This is a genomic window from Stutzerimonas kunmingensis, from assembly GCF_032106285.1.
Taxonomy (GTDB): domain Bacteria; phylum Pseudomonadota; class Gammaproteobacteria; order Pseudomonadales; family Pseudomonadaceae; genus Stutzerimonas; species Stutzerimonas kunmingensis_B.
In genome coordinates, this window is record NZ_DAMCPO010000007.1 from 154,147 (window position 1) to 174,172 (window position 20,026).

The window sequence follows — 20,026 nt, forward strand, 5'->3', positions numbered from 1 at the left end:
TGCCAGAAGACCAGGCCACCCTGACGTGACTCTACTTACTACTCCGGCTCCACCCTCCGCTGCTGATAAATCAAATCAACGATTTCACCTTCAGGCACATAACCACTCACCACTTCACGCAGCAATACGCGAACCTGCGGATAGTCATCCTGTTCAACAGCCTTGAGCAGTTTCGCCAGCGCACTACGCAGCGCATCCCAGGTGAAATACTCCTCATCGGCGCGCATGATCATCGGATGCTCGGTAGGGCTCACGTTGTCGCCGATCAGCAGCTCTTCATACAGCTTCTCACCCGGCCGCAACCCGGTGAACTCAATGGCGATATCCCCGTGCGGGCTTTTCTCCGAACGTACACTCAGGCCGGACAGGTTGATCAGTTTCTCGGCCAGCTCGGCAATAAGCACCGGCTGGCCCATATCCAACACGAACACATCGCCACCCTGCCCCATCGACCCCGCCTGAATGACCAACTGAGCGGCCTCGGGAATGGTCATGAAATAACGGGTGATCTTCGGGTGTGTCACCGTCACCGGCCCGCCACTGCGGATTTGCTGGTAGAAGCGCGGAATAACCGAGCCCGATGACCCCAGTACATTACCGAAACGAACCATGGTAAAGCGCGTTTTGTTGACGTGATGCACCGAGTCGCCAGCGCCAAAGAGCACCGGCGCGGTTTCGCGGCTCAACGCCTGCAGAATCATTTCAGCGACACGCTTGGTGCTGCCCATCACATTGGTCGGGCGCACCGCCTTGTCGGTGGAGATCAGCACGAAGTTGGCCACACCCGCCTGCACCGCCGCCTGGGCCGTGTTCATGGTGCCAAGCACGTTATTCAGCACGCCTTCAGCGACGTTGTGCTCCACCATCGGCACATGCTTGTAGGCAGCCGCGTGATAGATCGTCTCCACCTGCCAGGTACGCATCACATCCAATAAGCGCTCGGGATTACGGATGGAACCCATGATCGGCACCAACCGGACCGGCAGCGAAGCCCGCTCGATAGCCCGCTCCAGCTCGATGTGAATGCTGTATAGATTGAACTCGCTGTGCTCGAACAGCAGCAGCGTTTGAGGCTTGTTCGACAGGATCTGTCGGCACAACTCCGACCCGATCGAGCCGCCCGCTCCCGTCACCATCACCACCTTGCCACGAATGCACTTCTCGAACAGCGCCTGCTGCGGCGGAACGGCGTCGCGCCCGAGCAAGTCAGCAATGTCGACTTCCTGAATATCCTCAACCTTGACCTTGCCGCTGGCCAGATCCATAAAACCAGGAACACTGCGTACATGGAGGGGGAAATGCTCCAATGTCTCCAGCACCTCACGCCGCCTGCCTCGTGATGCAGACGGAATCGCCAACAGAATTTCATCCGCTCCCGTCTCGTCGACCATCTGCTGGATGTGCTTGGGCGAATACACCCGGAGCCCTGCAATCGTGCGGTTGAAGAGATTCGGATCATCATCGATAAACGCAACCGGACGCATCGCGCGCCCCAAGCGCAACGCAGCAATCAACTGATTGCCCGCCGCACCGGCGCCATAAACCGCAACCTTCGGCAAACCCGCGTCGCGGCCTTTGAACTTAGTGAGCGAGTCCGGGGAAAACCAATCACCCATGAAGTACTGGCGCATCACTAAGCGCAAGCCGCCAATCAGGAGCAGGCTCAGCCACCAGTAGTTAAACACCATCGAGCGCGGAATGACCTTGGGCACATCCGTACGCCAATACACCGCCAGAGACAAAAGCAACGCAGAGAGCGTAACCGCCTTGACGATGGCCATCAGTGCATCGTTACCGAAGTAACGCATCACGGCGCGATACATGCCGAAGCGAATAAAAAATGGAATCGCAATCATCGGTGCAATACCGAACAGCCAGGCATGGCCGCCGAACGGCTCGATATTCCGGGCATCCCCCAACCGGACTACGAACGCTAGCCAAAGCGCAGCCCAGACCAACACCACATCTGTCGATACTTGAACCAGGCGCTTGTAGCGCCTGGGTAGTTCCACCAGGCGGGAGCGCAGCTTTTCAGCAAGTCTTAACACCACGACCTCACTCTTGATGGGCTTCTTAAAACGCGCTGCTTGTCGCTAAACCCATGACGTCTTTAAGGACCGAGCAGGTTTTTTCAATTTCAGCTGCCGTTAGTGTTGGATGCACCAGAAACATAAGGCTGGTTTCACCCAGCTCACGTGCTACCGCCAAACGCTCCGCAGGCCTCCAATCCGTGCCGTCGAAGGCCTTTTCCAAATACACTTCCGAACAGGAGCCGGAAAAGCACGGGACACCTCTCGACGATATTTCACCAAGAATGCGATCTCTGCTCCAGCCTTCAGCCAACTCGGCAGGCTCAACGAATAGGTAACACTTATACGCTGCGTGATTGAATTCAGTCGGCATCGTCGGCACGCGTAAGCCGGTCAAACCCTTGGCTACTGACCAAATACGCTCAGCATTAGCCAAGCGAGCCGCATGCCAGCTCGGCATTCGCTGCAACTGAATACGGCCAATCACCGCCTGGACTTCCATCATCCGCCAGTTAGTACCAAAGCTCTCATGAAGCCAGCGAAAGCCGGGGGCATGCTCACGCTCATACACCGCATCCCAACTCTTGCCATGGTCCTTGAAGGACCACATTCGCTTCCAGAGAGAGCGATCATTTGTGGTGACCATTCCTCCCTCTCCTCCGGTAGTCATGATCTTGTCCTGACAGAACGACCATGCACCCACATTCCCGATAGAGCCTATTGGGCGCCCTTTATATTGAGCACCATGGGCCTGTGCACAATCCTCAATCACTTTCAGGTCATGCTCGCTAGCCAACGCCATGATCGGGTCCATGTCGCATGGCCAACCAGCCAGATGCACACAGATCACCGCTCTGGTACGCGAGGTCAACACAGCGCGAATAGTTTCGGCTGTAATATTCTGCGAATCACGATCTACTTCGGCAAACACCGGTACAGCACCAGCATTGACGATGCTCGACACCGAGGCCAAGAAAGTGCGCGGCGTCACTACCACCTCATCGCCAACACCGACACCTAGCGCCAGCAGCGCCACATCCAGCGCCACGGTGCCATTGGCCAAGGCAATCGCATACTCGCCGTTCGCCCAGGCGGCGAACTCCTTTTCGAACTCGCGACACTCCTGCCCCGTCCAGTAATTAACCTTATTGGAGAGGATCACATCGCGTACAGCATTGGCCTCTTCCTCAGTAAAGGACGGCCAAGGGGAGAAGGGGGTATTCAGCAAATCGAATCACTCATGATCTGGGAAGAAAAAACCGGCTCTTATAGTAGCGCCCAAACATGCTTGCGCAAGCTGAAGGGGAAAGCTACAAGCCTGCCCGCCTAGCGCAAGCTACAGGCAGGGACGCCAACCACAGTCTGTCCATCCGCCACATCGGCCACCACCGCCGCCCCGGCGCCGACCATGACGCCACTACCGATAAGGATCAATTGGCGCACGCTTGCACCGATACCGACCCAGCTCAGATCCCCTATTTCCACGCCACCTGCCAGCCGGGCCCCGGGACTTATATGCACGGCATTACCTAAGACGCAGTCGTGATCGACGCTGCAACCGGTATTGAGAATGGTGCCCTGTCCGATCTGCGTATCTGCATTGATAACCGCACCGGCAAACACCACCGAACCAACTCCCAAGCGGGCGTAACGGCTAAACGTGGCGGATGGGTGAATCAAGCTGACAACGTGAGCACCTATCGCCTGTAGTTGCAGCAGCTTGGCCTGACGGATCCGGTTGTTCCCAATGGCTACCAGCACACCATCGAAGCGACCAAGGCTGGATAGCAGCACAGTAGTATCGCCGACAACAGGCCAGTAACCGTTGGTTTGCCGGGCAGGCCAAGCATCGTCGAAGAACTCGATCTCCTGCCACCCACAGCATTCGGCGGTGTCGGCGATTACCTTGCCATGGCCACTGGCGCCCAAGAGCGCCAGACGCTTCATGGCCTATTCCCGGTGAACTTACTCATGGTCGCCTCTCCGTAGCCGCTGATGCCATCACGCACCAGCACCTTCTTGAATGTGAGGAAGAGGATCTTCATATCCAGCCAGAACGATTGATTATCCACATACCAGACATCCAGCCTGAACTTTTCTTCCCAACTCAACGCGTTGCGACCGTTGATCTGTGCCCAACCCGTTACACCGGGACGCACCTCATGGCGTCGATACTGCTCGGCACTGTAGAGAGGTAGATATTCCATCAGCAATGGACGCGGACCTACCAAGCTCATTTCGCCTTTAAGCACGTTCCACAACTCCGGCAATTCGTCCAAACTACTGGAGCGTAAGAAGCTGCCAAACGAGGTCATGCGCTGCAAGTCAGACAATGGTTTTCCATTGGCGTCAAAAGCATCTCGCATCGAGCGAAACTTGACCATTTTGAAGGGCTTGCCCTGTAACCCAGGTCGCACTTGACTGAAAAGAATTGGCGCTCCCAGCTTCCACCTGACCCCGCAAGCAACAAGCAATACGACAGGCAACAAGACGACCAACCCAAGTAGCGCAAGCGTGATATCAACAAACCGCTTCAATTGGCCTCACCTTGAAATAATATCGACAGATAGTCGCTGGTCAGCTTCGAATAGTCACGATTCTGCAACAACCATTCGCGCCCGCGTGCGCCCATCAGGGAACGCTCCTCTTCGCTTCTTGATTTCATGTCGAGGACGGCGGCGACCACCGCATCGACGTCATCTGCGGGCACGAAAACGCCGCAGCCTGATTCATTTATCATGGAGGGATAACCGTTGTAGGAAGCCACAATAGGTTTGGCCGCCAGCATGTAGTCGATGACTTTGTTCAGCGACTGTCCATAATCCCAGACCTTCGAGTCATGAACCGAGAAGTACAATAGGTCTCCTTTACAGAGCACCGCCTGCACCATGGTCCGCGGAACTTTTGGCGCGAAAACAAGGTTGGGAAGGCTTCCATACCGTTTCTCGTAGCCTTGCTTCAGCGCACCGTCACCGACGATAACGAACTCTATATCAGCAAATTGCTGCATGGCTTCGGCTGCTGCAAAAAACACGTCTAGGGCATTGGTAATGCCAATAGTGCCGGCATGCACAATCTTGAATTTGCTACTGGACAGGTAACGCTCAGCATATTCTGCAGGAAGCTCAGCCACATCGTTGAGATGCTCCCGACTAACCCCCATCGGGACGCAGAAAACCGGGCGGTCATGACCAAGCTCTCCCCGCACATGTTCGGCGAGATTTGGCATCGTTCCGACGATTGCATCCGCTTTTCTGTAAGCGAGTCGCTCCAGCCACGACAGCCCCTTGACAAATAGGTTGTTGTTGCTGAAGCCACCCTCCTCGACAATAGTGAGCGGCCATATGTCCCGAACTTCGAAAACCAGCCGGCACTTGTATTTAAGTCGCAACAACAGCCCGTTGACGATAGTCAACAACGACAAGCTGGAAATGATCACGACGTCCGGGCGTTCCAGCTTGCTCTTGTCGAGCCAGAACAGGTTCCACTCGAAGTGGAACCAGCTCAGGATCCTGCGCAGCGACTTGGCGACCGAATATTTCATCGTTTTCAGCCAAACGATCTTGACCCCGTTATTATCCAGCACGGTTACCCTGTCCCGAAGCACAGGAAGATCCACCAGATTGTTGGAATCCGAGGTGACAACGACGATCTGATGCCCGGCGCGCCTCATCTCATCCACCAGGAACCAACCCCGCCCGCCAGGGCTGGTGGAGGTCTTGGGTGAAAAGTACTTCGTTACATACCAGATCGTCTTGTTCATCGAGTCAGCCAGCCCGTCAGTCTTTGTAGAGCCGTGGAATGGCATTGACGACTTTGATCACCTCGGTAAAGTCCATGCCGAGCGCATCGAGATACCAGCGAATATTCTGGTAACGCGGGCGGTTTTCCTCACGCGCCAGTTCCAGGGCGCGATCTCGAGTAATTTCCCCTTCGCGCACCTGATTACTACGGAAGGTATCGTGTTCTGAAAATCCGGCAACTAAATAATAGATGTAATTGTACAGGCCCGCAGTACCATCCCCGATCCGCCAGGTGGTACTGGTGTCGATCGCCAGCTCCCAGCCGTAATCGTTAATCAACGTGTCATCGATAGCCTTCTCGTCCCAATGCCAGTAGTCGAAGATGTGGTAGTAGTCTTTTTTCTCTGTGAAGCTTCGATAGTACTCGCCGGATAAGGTATCCCACAGTGAACTGTTGAAATAACCAGGACTCTTCAGCATAGCTTTGAAGCGCAGGCTCTGATATTCCATTTGCTTGCGCCAACCGTGCATATAAACACGTTTCTCTTCGAAAGCCGGCGGCACTCCGAGAAAGCCCGCCTTGAAGTGAGTAACTTCTAACGGATTTACCCCCCAGAGGTTCAAGCTCACACCAGTTTGCTGTTTTACCGTTTCGATATGCCGAAAGAAATGTTTGTCACCGGAGGTAAGAATACTGATCATCCCGAGGTGCGGCGCTTTGAGCCATGCCTTGAGGTTGACGGCAATATTCTTTCGTTTCTGGGCGATATCGTCAGCAACGATGATATTTTCCACGCCTAGCTTGGCGCTCATCCGGCTGATATTACGCCGGCCCAGATCAGTGACCATGCCCCAGTCGTAGGTATAAGTGACCGGGTTCATCTTCAGCTCTTTGACAATCAGGTGCAGGCCATAGCAGCTGTCCCGCCCACCAGAGAACGGAACAATACAATCGGTGACGCCCGTCCGGCGATATGACTCTACGAGATTGAAAAGCTCTTCCTTGGGCTTGGGGATATTACGCGGGGTGTAATTGTGACAGTAATTGCAAACGCCATCAGCATCAAAGTCGATGAAGGGCATTGTCTCTGGAAGAATACAGCGGGTGCAGCGACGCAGGTTTGGTTGTGGGTGGATCAGTAGTTTTTCTTCGGTCGCCACAAACTGGAACGGCGGAATCAGGTTATGGACCCGCTGGTTAGTATCAGAAACACAAATGTCCGAAGCGACTGGCAACTCCAAAACAACAGCGTTTTCCCGAACCTGCTGAATGTCCGTGCAACCAATCTGGCTGAGCGGGAACATTTCTGAAGAGAAGCATGCGCCTTCTTTAGCAGATCCAATGTAAAGGCTGCCGTTATTGGAAAACAGCAGCGCCTTGCCCAGGCGGGGAACGACGATTGCACAGGCAATGACACCCTCACACAACGCGAGTATCTTTTCCGCTAGGCCATCCAAGGTGTCACCTGACTCTTTGAGGTGCTGCTCGGTGATTGCGGCAATCACCTCGCTGTCAATTTCAAGTGCTCGCATGGGCTTGATGTGATTCCACACATCGGCATCATTCACGATAATCCCGTTGTGAATAACGCAAATACCGTTACGAACGATCGGTTGATTGTCAGAGAGGCCATTGGTAATCAGGCGGCTGTGTCCAAAGACGAACGCGGAGTTAAACGGCTTAACCTCCGAGATCAGTTTCTTAATGTCATAATCAGCCCGTTTTACCTGATAACCAGAGCGGTCCGCATAGATCAGGCCGCTAGAGTCACGCCCGCGCTGCCGAGCATGCAGGGCCAGTGTTATCAGGCTCTCTTTATTAATTTTTCCCCTGGCGATGAAGCCAAAAATTCCACACATAGCACAGCCCGTATCAATTAGTTATGCCACTGCGAACAGTGGGTTTTAGTCTGGCGGGACGCAAAGCATGCTGAAGCCTACTCCACAACGTCGAACTCTTGCGGCTGGGCTCTTGCGTTCTCTGCAACCAGCAGCGTTGAATCCTGCATCACATCACCTAGCCGCGATCCTCGAATTAGCTTGTTGCGAAAGGCTTCATTGTTCAGGTTGTGCCGCCGTATCGGTTCAGCAAATAGCACAACATTAACTCAGCCGTCAGAATTTAGTCACTCGGGCAACTGCAAATTAAAGGTACACAATCCAGCCTCCCATGGCGACATTAAAGCACTGCCCGGTATGCACCAACACTTCTTGCACGCCATCAGTGGCCTGAATGGCTTGGAAATAACACTGGCCTTGATAAAATGCGGTGGGCATCGATGATAGTGAGGTTTTTGAATTGATTTTCGTCGATGCAAAGGCCACGGAACAACATAAAACATGCTTCGACTGTCGCTGTATGGTTTGTGGTCGTATAATCCAATCTAATTTTTTATCACCCTTTGAAACACATTCACCATCTGCTGAACGCAGGCGGGCCAAGAATAGGTGTCGGCGACGTGCTGCTTGCCTGCTACGCCAAAACAGTGGCGCAATTGTGGATCCAGTACCAGCTGTTGCATTGCATCTGCGGCGGCTTGGGGGTTTTCACGCGGTACTACCAAGCCGGTTTTATCTTGCAGGGTCACTTCTGGCAAACCGCCGGCGTCCGACACCACCACCGGGCGGCCAGCGGCTCCGGCCTCAATAATGGCTACGCCAAAGCTTTCGCTATCCAGCCGGCTAAGCGCAACGTAGATATCCAGCTTGGCTAGTTCTTGTGGCACTTGATCGTGAGGGACTTGGCCAACAAAGTGCACCTTATCTCTTACCTCGAAATGTGCCGCAAGGGTTTTGTATTCCTCGATTTCCGGACCACCTCCAACCAAGCGCAAACTTAGATTTTCAGCAAGTTGAGGCTCAATTTTATCTAACTGTTTGAGTAGCAATGCAAAAGCTTCAATGAGAGTATCGATACCGTACTTGCTGGCCATCGTTTTAACCGTTCCAATAACAAGCGATTGCCGGGCCTGCTCTGCAACTGGCTTTATAGTTTCATAGGCCGCCATGTCTACACCAAAAGGCGTAATAAAGATCTCGGCCAAACCAGGCACCAAGCTGCGTGCCTGCTTGGCCATGCAATGACTAGTGGAGGCCACGGCATCTGCCGCCAACAAGTTTCCTCTTACTAGCCACTTATGCAACGGCGACTTACAGGGGAAGTCATACACATCACTCCCCCAAATAGATAACAACCAAGGCCGCTGACCTGCCAAACGTGCAGTAGTGGCGTATCCGCTGGCATAGTGGGCATTGACAACATCTGGCTTTATTTCACTTAAAATTATTTTTACCCTAGGCACCATTATGAAATAACCAAAAACACCAAGAAAAGGAAACAAATGTAAAGTAACACCCTTATCTAAAGAATCGCTAGGACGATGCTGAGAAATGACGTGTACCTGATGGCCAACGGCGTTCAGGCCGTTCGCCCAACGTATGGTATGGATGGAGTTTGCTCCAGAAAGGAGAGCTATTATCATAAGGGTCATTTACTCCAAAACACTATAGTTTAAAGCGTGCAATCCGAGCAATGCAAAGCACTATGCTAGCGGTGCGTTATGGATTCACAATACAAACGCCATTATATTAGAAATACGCACCCAAGCAGCGCCTGTTATTTGATCCAGTTATTAGCAAACCCTCACACAGGCGTAGTTTTCTTCGCCATAGCCAAACCAACCAAAACCATAATAGGCAGACTAAGCGCCAAATTATTTTGGAAAAGACTTATTTCAAAAAACTGAAGCGCCAAGAGCCCTAAAAACGAAGAAATAGCGACTCTACCAAAGGCGTCTTCTGCAACTTCAAACAATCCATACCACACAATAAAAATCAAAAGAATAATACCTAGCAAGCCCACTAGCCCGACTTGTAACAATACCTGCAGGTACAGATTGTGTACAGAATACTTCCAGTTAGAAAGATCAGAGAGTTCAACCCCACCACCCCATCCGAAAAAAAGCTTTTCGCCTATTAACCCCATCACATGAGCCCATATTTCATTCCGCCCCGATTCGATTCTTTTATTGAAATATTTTTGCGAAAGACCATCAATGGCTATCATCCAATCTTCTGCAGCTATACCCGTTATAAATAGAACCGCAAAGAATCCGAGACTAAGAAAAGCGAGCAAGTAAAATATATATATATTTTTATTTCTTCTTAGAAAAGGAATAGCCCAGTAAGTAATAACAAAAGCCAATGTTGCCAATAACGATGCTCTAGACCCGGACAGAACAATATGCCCGATTGCGCATAAGCCTAAAATCCACCCCCAAAAGCCGCCTCTGCCGCTGAACATAAAGAACGAAAAAAGCACGTACCCTGCCATACCCAACGAATTTGGATTTTGAAAGCCGGCGCCTCCGAAAAACTCTAAGACCACAAGAATTATAAAAGAAAACGATGCAACCCAAAACAAACATTTATTAAATAACGCCTGAGGAGTTTTCCCATATAGAAAAGCACATAAAAGCACCGCAACAGTCACCGCAACCTGCACGCCACGAAACACAGACTTCTGCCAGCCATAAATATTGAAAAAACTAGTTGTGTACATTAAAGAAATAGCAACTGACACGAAGATCAAGCAGACTAAATACTTAGGAAGCTTTCGATCTCTATACAGGAACAACGTACCTAGAGTAGCTATGCCTAGTACCGAAACCGCTAGAGAAACCCTCCCAGCGAAAGCAAGGGTTTCTATAGAATGCAATGAAAAAAATGTAAAACATAAAACTAATAAAAAACTACCCTGTAGAGGCGACAATAAACCTAATTTAACTTTCACTTAAGGACCCACAAAAACAAGTTCTACGTCGAGAATAACCAAAATTCAGCCCCCATCGCTTGGCTGAATCGGTATTTTTCTACTTAAAATTAGATTTCTAAAACAAACATGAATCGAAAGTAGCGATTTTCTATAAATGATGCAGCCTATCGATCCCACTAACATCCACAGAATTAGACTGAGCTCTCCAAGTTGTTTCCCCCATAAAGATACAATCACCGCAGCCATGCTAGCCAAACCACTTCCTATGTAGAGCTTATATTTAGGAAAGCGGCGCCAGGCAACGCAGGAAAACTCGGTTCGAAGAAAAAAGAAAAACCAGAACGTAATCGCGGTAGCTGCAGCCGCACCTGCCGCACCATATTTGGGGACAAGAAGGTAGTTACTGAACAGGCTAAATCCTACTGCCATACATGACGCCAGCATCGATAGTGAAGTTCTTCTACTTATATTTAGGCCAATTCCAGTTGATTCCGCAAGAGCATAAAGCAGAGGAGCAGCCATACATGCGGGAACAATATGCTGTATTTGGGAATAATTTACTGGTAAAAAAAACGGAATGACCCATGAAAACATCCCTGAAATTACAAACAAGAAGAGTACCGTAGCAGCCATATGCTCGCATACGATATCAATTTTGTGAGGATTGACACCTTCAGATGTCCATTTAAAAACCATCGGAGCCCAAATAGTATTAAATATACTTGTTACAACACCAACAGCTGCGGCTACACTTATAGCAATCGAATATATCCCAAGCTCACTAAAACTAGAGATACTTCTTAAAAAAAACTTATCCATTGCCGTCATACCCCATGAGGCCAATCCAGCAAAAACTAGTGGCAAACCAAAGCCAAACATTTTCCTCATTTTATTATAATCAAAGCATGCTTTAACCGCAGAATACAACTCAAGCCGAGCAACCCAAAAAAATATTAATATCGCCAAAAGCAAAGAAACAGCTTGAGCAACCAGCAAATCTTGGAAACCAAGTTCGCTTTTTATAATAAAACAAAGAAATATAACAATAAGAAAAAAAAGTCTCGGGAGAATTTGGCTCATAGAATAAGCCACCCCCCTTTCCTGGACCCTTAAAACTAGAGAAATATATCGCAAAACAAAAACTGCCACAAAACATACCGCTATCAATGCGCTGAACAATACATTTTGCATAGAAAAAAACAAGTTAGATAAAAATACGGGCGAGACCGCAATACATGTCAACAGAGCAATTATTGTAAAGAAGAATCCTGGCACAAAGGCGGATTTTAAGAGCCCATGCTTATTATTAGCCTCATGATACTCCCTAACATATGCCAAATCTAAACCAAGGCTAAAAACAATTACTGAAAGACCGCTGAAAACTTGCAGCATAGTAATTCGACCGATATCCTCCGCAGAGAACAGCCAAGCCAACACTGGTAGACTAATGACCCCAATTAAAGCGGATCCTATTGGTCCAAGCGCAAAGCCTAAAATTTTAGCTTTATTGATAGCCAATCCGATATTCCTAGTTACCCTACGACAAATCTCTTATTTTTTTTGCAGGTACTCCGCCCCATATTTCGTAAGGAGGAATATCTTTGGTAACTACAGCTCCAGCGGCTACTATTGAACGATCTCCAATTGTTACGCCTCTTAAAATAACAACATTAGCACCTATCCAGACACCGTTTCCAATTTTTGGTGGTGCAATTTCTTTTTTCGTAAAATCTTGTTTTAATCCCATGCTGACCGCTTCGAAGGGTGACGTTGTAACATGGCTTACTACATGTTCGGCCGGCCCAATTAGAACATTATAAGCAATGGAGCAATATTCCCCTATTTCACCTGAAGCTATAACCCCCGAATTAACATATGTTCCAAGGCCCATCCTAACTTCTGCACCTATGGTAGTATTTCCAATATATTCAACGCCTTTGATGAAAGACCTCGGACTTATATTTGCTCCGCCATCCAGACGGACGCCTTGCAGAGAAGCTTTCAGCCAGCCCGCTAAATAATAAATCCTTTTTTTTACTAATGCTGATAAATTTCTAACTATCATGGAATTACATATCTTTTTTTAAAATGAAAACCAGCGCTTCATCAATTTTGTCTAAAAGACATTGTTAAAGCTCCCAACTTATAACATTAAACATCGATCATATCTGATATGGCTGAAACTATTTTCTGCTGGGTATCTAACCTCAAATAGGGATGCATGGGCAAACTGATAACTCGTTCGGAAACCGAATCGCCTATCGGCAACTCTATTAACGAACTAGCCACAGCAGGCTGCTTATTTAAAGGAATCGGATAATGAACTGTAGTAGGAATATTTGCGACCCGTAGCGCGGCTTGAATTCTCTCACGATCCTCCAAGCGAAGGGTATATTGCGCCCAAGCGGACGTATTATGAGCCTCTATAAAGGGACCGGTATAGATGTTGACTTCATCGAGAAACCTACTGTAGCGCTCAGCTACTATCTGACGTAACCGAAGCTCATCATCAAATATATCTAGCTTCGGTAATAAAATGGCCGCTTGTATCGTGTCCAGCCTACTGTTCACACCCACACGGATATGATGGTACCGACGGTCCTGCCCATGCCGAGAAATCTGGCGGATAACTTTCGCCAGTTCTTCATCATTGGTGAAAATGGCACCTCCGTCGCCGTAGCATCCAAGCGGTTTGCTGGGAAAAAAACTGGTGCATGCGATTGTCGTTAGGTTGCAGCTCTTGCGGCCCTTGTAGGTGGCGCCGAAGCTCTGTGCGGCATCTTCGATTACCGGAATACCGTATTTGGCAGCGATAGCGTTGATAATGTCGAACTCGGCGCACTGGCCGTACAGCGATACCGGAATAATCGCCTTGGTACGCGGTGTGATAGCCGCTTCCAGCAGCTGCGGATCGAGGTTGTAGGTACGTGGATCGATATCCACATACACTGGCTTGGCGCCCAGCAGGGCGACGGTTTCAGCTGTAGCGATGTAGGTGAAGCCAGGTGTGATGACTTCATCACCTGGGCCAATGCCCAGCGCCATTTGCGCGATCTGCAGCGCGTCGGTGCCGTTGGCGCAGGTGATGCAGTATTTGGCGCCGACAAAGGCTGCCAGCTTTTCTTCCAGTTCATCGACTTCCGGGCCAAGGATATACTGGCCATGGGCGAGCACGCGCTGAATACCAGCATTGATCTTGTCCTTGATGCGGGCTTGCTGGGTTTTCAGGTCAATGAATTCGATCATTTACTGGGCATCCACTTTATTCAGGATGTTGCCGGTTAATACATAGCGTGCCCTAGTATGGGGACAAGCGACTTCGCCCTCCCCGTTTACCGGCAATTCCAGTTGTTCGCCGAACTCGCTCATCCAGCCGATCTGTCGAGCCGGTACGCCAACCATCAGCGCATAGGCAGGGATGTCCTTATTGACTACCGCGCCGGCACCAACGAAAGCGTATTCGCCGATGGTCACGCCGCAAACGATGGTGCAGTTGGCACCCAGGGTGGCACCTTTCTTTACCAAGGTGTCGCGGTACTGATCTTTGCGCTCTATTAGAGATCGCGGATTATAGACGTTAGTAAAGACCATACTCGGTCCGCAAAAAACGCCATCTTCAAGCGTGACGTTGTCGTAGACAGAGACATTGTTCTGCACCTTGCAGCTGTCACCGATGACAACCTTGTTACCGACGAAAACGTTTTGCCCGAGGGAAACGCCTCTGCCAATACGGGCACCGCCGCAGACATGCACAAAATGCCAGACGCGCGAGCCCTCACCGATCTGTGCGCCGTCATCGACAATAGCGCTGGGATGCTGGGAATAGGTCATGGAAATTTCCTGTCAATAAACATTGATCGCCAGCAAGCTGGCTGCTTCACGATCTAGACCAGCCGAGTCAGGAACGGATGACCTTCTGCATTCTGAGCTCCGACGATAGCCGCGGAACGGATGGTATTTACCGTTTCCACACAATGTCGAGCATCTTCAATGCCGTAACCGCGCCCGGCAAGGATCTCCTCGTAGCTAGTGGTGTGCAGGTCGGTAAAGCCTTCGGAGAACTCCATTTCTTCATCATTGACAGTGATGGAGCGGTAGGTCGGCTTCTTGCCCTTCACCGAATCTGGAAGGTCGTTGGCATCAATGGACAGGAACCAGCGGACACGCGCCTGTTCGTACTCTAGATAACCAGCAGCTTTGTATTCAGAAGCAAAATGCACAACGTTGCGCTGCAGCTTGCCAAAAATGAAGTGCAGCATGTCGTAGAAATGCACGCCAATATTGGTAGCCAAACCGAACGATTTACGCGGGTCGCCTTTCCAACTCTCCATGTACCACTTGCCGCGCGAGGTGATGTAGGTCAGGTCCACATCGTATTTGTGCTCGGCATTTTCACGGGCCACCTTATCCTTTAGGTTGAGGATGGCTTGGTGATGACGCAGTTGTAAGATGTTGTACAGGCGTTTCCCAGTTTCCTGCTCGACCTGTGTCAACTCATCGAGGTTTTCCGGCGTCGGCACCAAAGGCTTTTCACAAATCACATCGCAACCCAGACGCAAGCCGGCCACGATATGAGCGTGATGTAAATAGTTAGGCGAGCATATGGACACATAATTCAGCGCCGTAGCTGGGTCACGCTTGTTGCGATAGGCATGATCCTGAAAACGCTCGAACTCGGTGAAGAACTCGCTCTGCGGCGAGATGCTGTCGATGATGCCGACCGAGTCGTTGATGTCATAGGCGGAAACCAGCACATTGCCGGTGTCCTTGATTGCACGCATATGACGGGGAGCGATATAACCGGCGGCACCGATTAGGGCGAAATTTTTCATGAGTATTCCCTGCGAGGCATTGCCCGGCCAGTTGAAGGGCCTAGCCGGGCTTGGACTGCTTATCGGCCGATCAGGCCTTGATGATGTGCGGGGCCGGAGCGCGGTATTTGCCACGGCTATCAACGATCAGCTTGGCGTGCTGTTTGATCAATTCGTAATCGAACTTTTCATGATCGGTGGCCAAGACCACTGCATCGAAGCTGGCAAGGTTCTCAGCAGTCAGCGTTTCGCTATTCAGCTTAAAGTGATGCTCACGCATTTTAGGGAAGACCAGCACGTGCGGGTCGCTGTATGCGACAAGACCGCCCTTGGCTTCGATCAATTCCATGATTTCTACAGATGGGGATTCCCGCATGTCATCTACGTTCTTCTTGTAGGCGATACCCAGAACAAGCACTCTGCTACCTTTCAGCGACTGCCCCCTATCATTGAGACCGTCCATTAGCTTACTAAGCACGTACTCGGGCATGGCCTTGTTGACCTCGCCGGAAAGCTCGATGAAGCGCGTATGGAGACCGTATTCGCGCGCTTTCCAAGTCAGATAAAAAGGGTCGATGGGAATGCAGTGACCGCCCAACCCAGGGCCTGGATAGTAGGCAGTGAAGCCGAAGGGCTTGGTCGCGGCGGCGTCAACCACCTCGAAGATATCGATCCCCATACGATCGGCGACTACCTTCATTTCATTGACTAGGCCGATATTGACGGCGCGATGGATATTTTCCAGCAACTTGGTCATCTCAGCCGCTTTGGTTGAACTGACCGACACCACTTGATCAATGGCCTGCTCGTAGAGCGCAATTCCGACTTCCAGGCAAGCCGGAGTATGCCCGCCGATGACTTTCGGAATGGTGCGTGTTTCAAAGTTCGGGTTGCCCGGATCCTCACGCTCGGGTGAATAAACAAGGAATATGGATTCCCCTACGACCAGCGCTCCCTCCTGTACACGAGGCAACAGCTCTTCTTCGGTAGTGCCAGGGTAGGTAGTGCTCTCCAGCGAAACGATTTGGCCTTCGCGAAGGTATGGCTTGAGCGAGTCGGTGGTATTGATCACAAAGCTCATGTCTGGCTCGCGATACTTGTTTAGTGGCGTAGGAACACAAAGGATCAGAGCATCACACTCACTAACGCGCCGAAAATCTGTAGTCGCCTCAAAGCCGCTCTCACAAGCGGCTGCAATTTTTTCAGAAGCAATATGCTCGATATCGCTTTGTCCTGCGTTAAGGTTGGAAACCTTTTCCGCATCTATATCGATGCCCAAAACGCGATAGCCGATAGCATTGTATCGCAGCATTAAAGGCAGCCCCACGTAGCCGAGACCGACGATGCCGATCAAAGCTTCCTTGTTTTTGAATTTCGCAACGCTGGCCAATTTTTGCTGGGACATCTACACACTCCAAATGTAATAAAAATATGACTGCTTCAGCCGTAACACCTAAGCAATGGATGCGAAGGAGGCGTTGCCGGCCGAAGGCATGTACACAAGCAAACCGGTTCCTACAGGAATGAAAGCACTTGCGACTGTTCGTTAATCATTCAACGTTTGGTTGAAACTTTGAGCGCCGAAAAGCATGCAACATTAACTGCGCATTTCGTTCCAAAACAGAAACTCTGTTTAACCACAGGACAAACCTTCTGGTTCGTTGTTACAAGAGCTCACGCTACCGCTACGACCTGCGCGTACCGATAGCAGCTCATGGCTAAACTTTCCTCGCTCAGCAATATCGCCTGTGGTGCTGATGAAAACCTGCCTACCTTGATATTCGTATCGTTTGTGTAACTGCGCAGCCAGTACCTCTTTGGTTCTCGCCTCGCCATGTACGACCCTTATCTCAGCCGGCCATTGCTGCATCCCGGTCACAAATTCCAGCAGTCCCTTCTGATCCGCATGAGCCGAGTAGCCACCTATGCTTGTAATGCCAGCATTGATATCAATACGTTCGCCGTCGAGGTCAACGTAGCCACCTTTCGGTCCAAAGGTCTGGATTGTGTGTCCAGAGGTGCCTTTGGCCTGGTAGCCAACGAACAGGACGTTGTGTCTTTGATCGCCCAGCATGGCCTTGAGGTAATTGACGATGCGGCCGCCACTGCACATGCCACCGCCGGCGATAACGATAGCCGGTCGCGCGGTTTGGGCTAGATGTTGGACGATGCGTTGATGGTCGCTGTGGCTGTCTATGGTGATCAGTTGTTCGAAGGCCAGCGGGCGGCGGCCGGACTGGATGCGGCCGCGGGCTTCATGATTCCAGAAGGATTTTAGGCTTCGGTAGGTCTCGGTGAAGCGGCTGGCGAGGGGTGAGTCGAGAATGACGGGGAGTTCGGGCCAGTTGGCGTGATCCGTCCCTGGATAAGTTTTGTTCGCGAGCGAGCTCGCTCCTACAGGAGCGGATGCGCTGTTGAGTTTGGTGTGGATGATCTCTTCGAGCTCATAGAGCAATTCTTGGGTGCGGCCGATGCTGAAGGCGGGAATGAGGATGGTGCCCTGGTCTTCAAGGGCCTGTTCGATGACGGCTTCGAGCCGCTTTCGGCGGTTGGCGCGGTCTTCGTGAAGACGGTCGCCGTAGGTGCTTTCCAGCACCAGGATGTCGGCGCGCTCCGGGGATTCGGGCGGCATCAGGAAGGGTGCGTGCGGCGCGCCCAGGTCGCCAGAGAAGACTATGCGTTTGCTCTGCCCTGTTTGCGGATAGGTCAGGTCGATTTCAACATAGGCCGATCCGAGGATATGCCCAGCACGCTGCAGCCGTATGCGGGCTTGCAACTCGTCGGTATCGGCCAGGGTGAACCACTGTTGATACGGCAGTGCAATGAGCCGCTGCTCGACGAGGCGGATGTATTTTTCGATCTGTGCCTGGTCACGGCTGAAGCCGAGCTTGAAGGCATCTTCCAGGACGATGGGCAGAAGTTTCGCGGAAGGCTCGCTGCATAGGATGGGGCCGTCGAAGCCTGCCGCGAGAAGATAAGGGATGCGCCCAACGTGGTCGATGTGCACATGGGTGGCGACCAGCGCTTTTATGGTGTCCAGCGGGAAGTCAATGGCGAGACGATCCGCGCCGGGCTCGTTCGGGATCGATGCATCGTTGCCTTGGAACAGTCCGCAGTCAACCAACAGGCTGCTGGTGGCATTCATGCGCAGTTGGTGGCAGGAGCCGGTAACGCCGTCCTTGGCGCCGTGATGTTCTATTTGTGGATAGCTCATGGTTATTCCTTTAACGATGTCACCCAAGATGCCCGCGACAAACTAGCCACGGGCCCGCTGAAAAAATAAGCGGGGATTCTACCGAGTTTCAGAACTGCTGAGTCGCTAGCAGCATTCCGACGGACGGATGGTCAGATCGCGGCTACGGGGCGGCGCAGGTTTCGCACCAATGCGATGAACAACCCGAGCATGCCGCCAAGCACCAAGGCGAGCGCGACGATCAGTGCTTTCTTGGGCTTGATCGGGCGGCTTGGCTCTACCGCAGCTTGGTCGATAGAGACCAGCTTGAGCGATTCGGTATCGAATTGCAGAGCGCGCAGTCGGGCTGCCTCCTCACGCCAGGCGGCGAGGTTCTTCAGGAACAGGTCCTCATTCTCACGGCTGTTGAGCACTTCAATTTGGCGGTTGTGCTCGAGCAGTTTGAGTTCACGAGCAATCTGCGCGATGCGCGGCTCGGTGAAGTCATCCGAGCGACGAGCCAATAGTGCTTTACGCTCGGCCTCCAGCGCATCGCTGCCCATGAAGTAGAGCGGTATTTGCTGGTTGTTGACTTCAGTGCGGATCACGCTGCCCTGCCCCGTGATTTCGGCGGCGCCAAGGGATGAAGGCGTAGTGGGTTTGCTGATACCCAACGAGGTTGCGATGCGGATCGCCTCGTTAAGCTGGTTGATGCGGTTGTCACGGCGGGTTCTAAGCTGCTGACGCAATGCAGAAAGCTCGTCGTTCAGTTCGGCACGCTTGAGGGCGTCCGCTTCGCTCAGCTTGGCGATTTTGACTTCCTTGCTCGCCTCGTAGTTGGCGCGAGCGGCAGCCATGTTCTTTTCCAACTGGCTGAGACGGTTACCGATCAGGGTATCGAGATCGGCTGCGACTTCCTGACGAACGCTATTGAGCGAGTACTGCACGAAGCCGTTGACGATCTGAACGCCGTTGAGGTCTTGCGGGTAGGTCAGTTGAATGCCAACGAAGGGCGTGGTTCCTTCAAGCTTTTTCGCGTCAGGCTGCAGTAACTTGATCGCGTCGTCGTTAAAGGCCTCGAACGTTTGCTCCAGGCTACGGCCGGGCTGGGCCAGATCAGCGAAGAGTTGCTGATTGTCACGGAAGAAACCGAGGCGGTTCTCATAGGAATCAAGCGCAGCGCCAACTTGAGCCAATGCCTGCTTCGGTGACAGCTTGTAGATGCCCAGATGGTTGAGCTCATCCAGGTCCTTGATCGCCGCTGGGCGCAAGACGCTTTGAACCGTGTAATAGCGCGTTGCGGACATGGCGTAGGCAAGCCCAATGAGGCCAGCCAGGAAGGTCACTGCGATGATCAGCGTTTTTTGCTTCCATAGCGCGCTGACGAGCTGAACCAGATCAATTTCATCATGGGTGGCAGAGCGAAGGTGTTGCGGGGGGACTGCAGCGTTCACGTCGAATTCCGTCTCGTCGATAAGGCAGCACAGCGAAAGGCT

The 20,026-nt window shown here is 51.6% G+C and carries 15 protein-coding genes and 1 pseudogene; all 16 read right to left on the minus strand.

Going from position 1 to position 20,026, the window contains the following annotated elements; genetic code table 11:
* Positions 1 to 38 precede the first annotated feature (38 nt).
* The 16 genes and pseudogenes from RT582_RS08150 to RT582_RS08225 all read right to left on the minus strand — a co-directional run bounded on the left by RT582_RS08150 (position 39) and on the right by RT582_RS08225 (position 19,984).
* On the minus strand, positions 39 to 2,048 hold the full coding sequence (locus tag RT582_RS08150; protein WP_313477123.1) for a polysaccharide biosynthesis protein: 2,010 nt from the start codon (positions 2,046 to 2,048) through the stop codon (positions 39 to 41).
* Positions 2,049 to 2,073: 25 nt separating this feature from the next.
* Entirely contained in the window at positions 2,074 to 3,258 is a 1,185-nt protein-coding gene (locus RT582_RS08155) for a DegT/DnrJ/EryC1/StrS family aminotransferase (protein ID WP_313477101.1), read from the minus strand.
* Between the two features lie 98 nt (positions 3,259 to 3,356).
* A complete protein-coding gene (locus RT582_RS08160; protein WP_313477102.1) occupies positions 3,357 to 3,977 on the minus strand; it encodes an acetyltransferase in 621 nt (206 codons plus the stop codon).
* Positions 3,974 to 4,567: a sugar transferase gene (locus RT582_RS08165; protein ID WP_313477103.1), complete on the minus strand. Its 594-nt coding sequence runs from the start codon at positions 4,565 to 4,567 to the stop codon at positions 3,974 to 3,976. Before RT582_RS08165 ends, RT582_RS08160 begins: the two co-directional genes overlap by 4 nt.
* Positions 4,564 to 5,793, minus strand: a complete 1,230-nt coding sequence (locus RT582_RS08170; protein ID WP_313477104.1) for a glycosyltransferase family 4 protein — start codon at positions 5,791 to 5,793, stop codon at positions 4,564 to 4,566. Before RT582_RS08170 ends, RT582_RS08165 begins: the two co-directional genes overlap by 4 nt.
* Positions 5,794 to 5,809: 16 nt before the next feature.
* The gene (locus RT582_RS08175) at positions 5,810 to 7,633 is read right to left on the minus strand and encodes a hypothetical protein (protein ID WP_313477105.1); all 1,824 of its coding nucleotides are present in this window, start codon (positions 7,631 to 7,633) and stop codon (positions 5,810 to 5,812) included.
* Between the two features lie 524 nt (positions 7,634 to 8,157).
* The gene (locus RT582_RS08180; protein ID WP_313477106.1) at positions 8,158 to 9,264 is read right to left on the minus strand and encodes a glycosyltransferase; all 1,107 of its coding nucleotides are present in this window, start codon (positions 9,262 to 9,264) and stop codon (positions 8,158 to 8,160) included.
* Positions 9,265 to 9,416: 152 nt separating this feature from the next.
* Positions 9,417 to 10,565 (minus strand): O-antigen ligase family protein, encoded by a 1,149-nt coding sequence (locus RT582_RS08185; RefSeq protein WP_313477107.1) that lies wholly within the window; start codon positions 10,563 to 10,565, stop codon positions 9,417 to 9,419.
* Between the two features lie 45 nt (positions 10,566 to 10,610).
* Positions 10,611 to 12,065 (minus strand): lipopolysaccharide biosynthesis protein, encoded by a 1,455-nt coding sequence (locus RT582_RS08190; protein WP_313477108.1) that lies wholly within the window; start codon positions 12,063 to 12,065, stop codon positions 10,611 to 10,613.
* Positions 12,066 to 12,096: 31 nt separating this feature from the next.
* A pseudogene (locus tag RT582_RS22440) lies at positions 12,097 to 12,246 on the minus strand (DapH/DapD/GlmU-related protein); the annotation flags it as partial.
* Positions 12,247 to 12,698: 452 nt separating this feature from the next.
* Positions 12,699 to 13,793, minus strand: coding sequence for a DegT/DnrJ/EryC1/StrS family aminotransferase (locus RT582_RS08200; protein WP_313477110.1), 1,095 nt, complete (start codon positions 13,791 to 13,793; stop codon positions 12,699 to 12,701).
* Positions 13,794 to 14,378, minus strand: coding sequence for a UDP-2-acetamido-3-amino-2,3-dideoxy-D-glucuronate N-acetyltransferase (wbpD, locus tag RT582_RS08205; RefSeq protein ID WP_313477111.1), 585 nt, complete (start codon positions 14,376 to 14,378; stop codon positions 13,794 to 13,796).
* Positions 14,379 to 14,431: 53 nt separating this feature from the next.
* The gene (wbpB, locus tag RT582_RS08210; RefSeq protein WP_313477112.1) at positions 14,432 to 15,379 is read right to left on the minus strand and encodes a UDP-N-acetyl-2-amino-2-deoxy-D-glucuronate oxidase; all 948 of its coding nucleotides are present in this window, start codon (positions 15,377 to 15,379) and stop codon (positions 14,432 to 14,434) included.
* Between the two features lie 70 nt (positions 15,380 to 15,449).
* Positions 15,450 to 16,763, minus strand: coding sequence for a UDP-N-acetyl-D-glucosamine 6-dehydrogenase (wbpA, locus tag RT582_RS08215; RefSeq protein ID WP_313477113.1), 1,314 nt, complete (start codon positions 16,761 to 16,763; stop codon positions 15,450 to 15,452).
* 228 nt (positions 16,764 to 16,991) lie between these two features.
* Positions 16,992 to 18,572 carry an MBL fold metallo-hydrolase gene (locus tag RT582_RS08220; RefSeq protein ID WP_313477114.1) on the minus strand — a complete coding sequence of 527 codons (1,581 nt, stop codon included), beginning with the start codon at positions 18,570 to 18,572 and terminating at the stop codon, positions 16,992 to 16,994.
* Positions 18,573 to 18,703: 131 nt separating this feature from the next.
* A complete protein-coding gene (locus tag RT582_RS08225) occupies positions 18,704 to 19,984 on the minus strand; it encodes a Wzz/FepE/Etk N-terminal domain-containing protein (protein ID WP_313477115.1) in 1,281 nt (426 codons plus the stop codon).
* Positions 19,985 to 20,026: the final 42 nt, after the last annotated feature.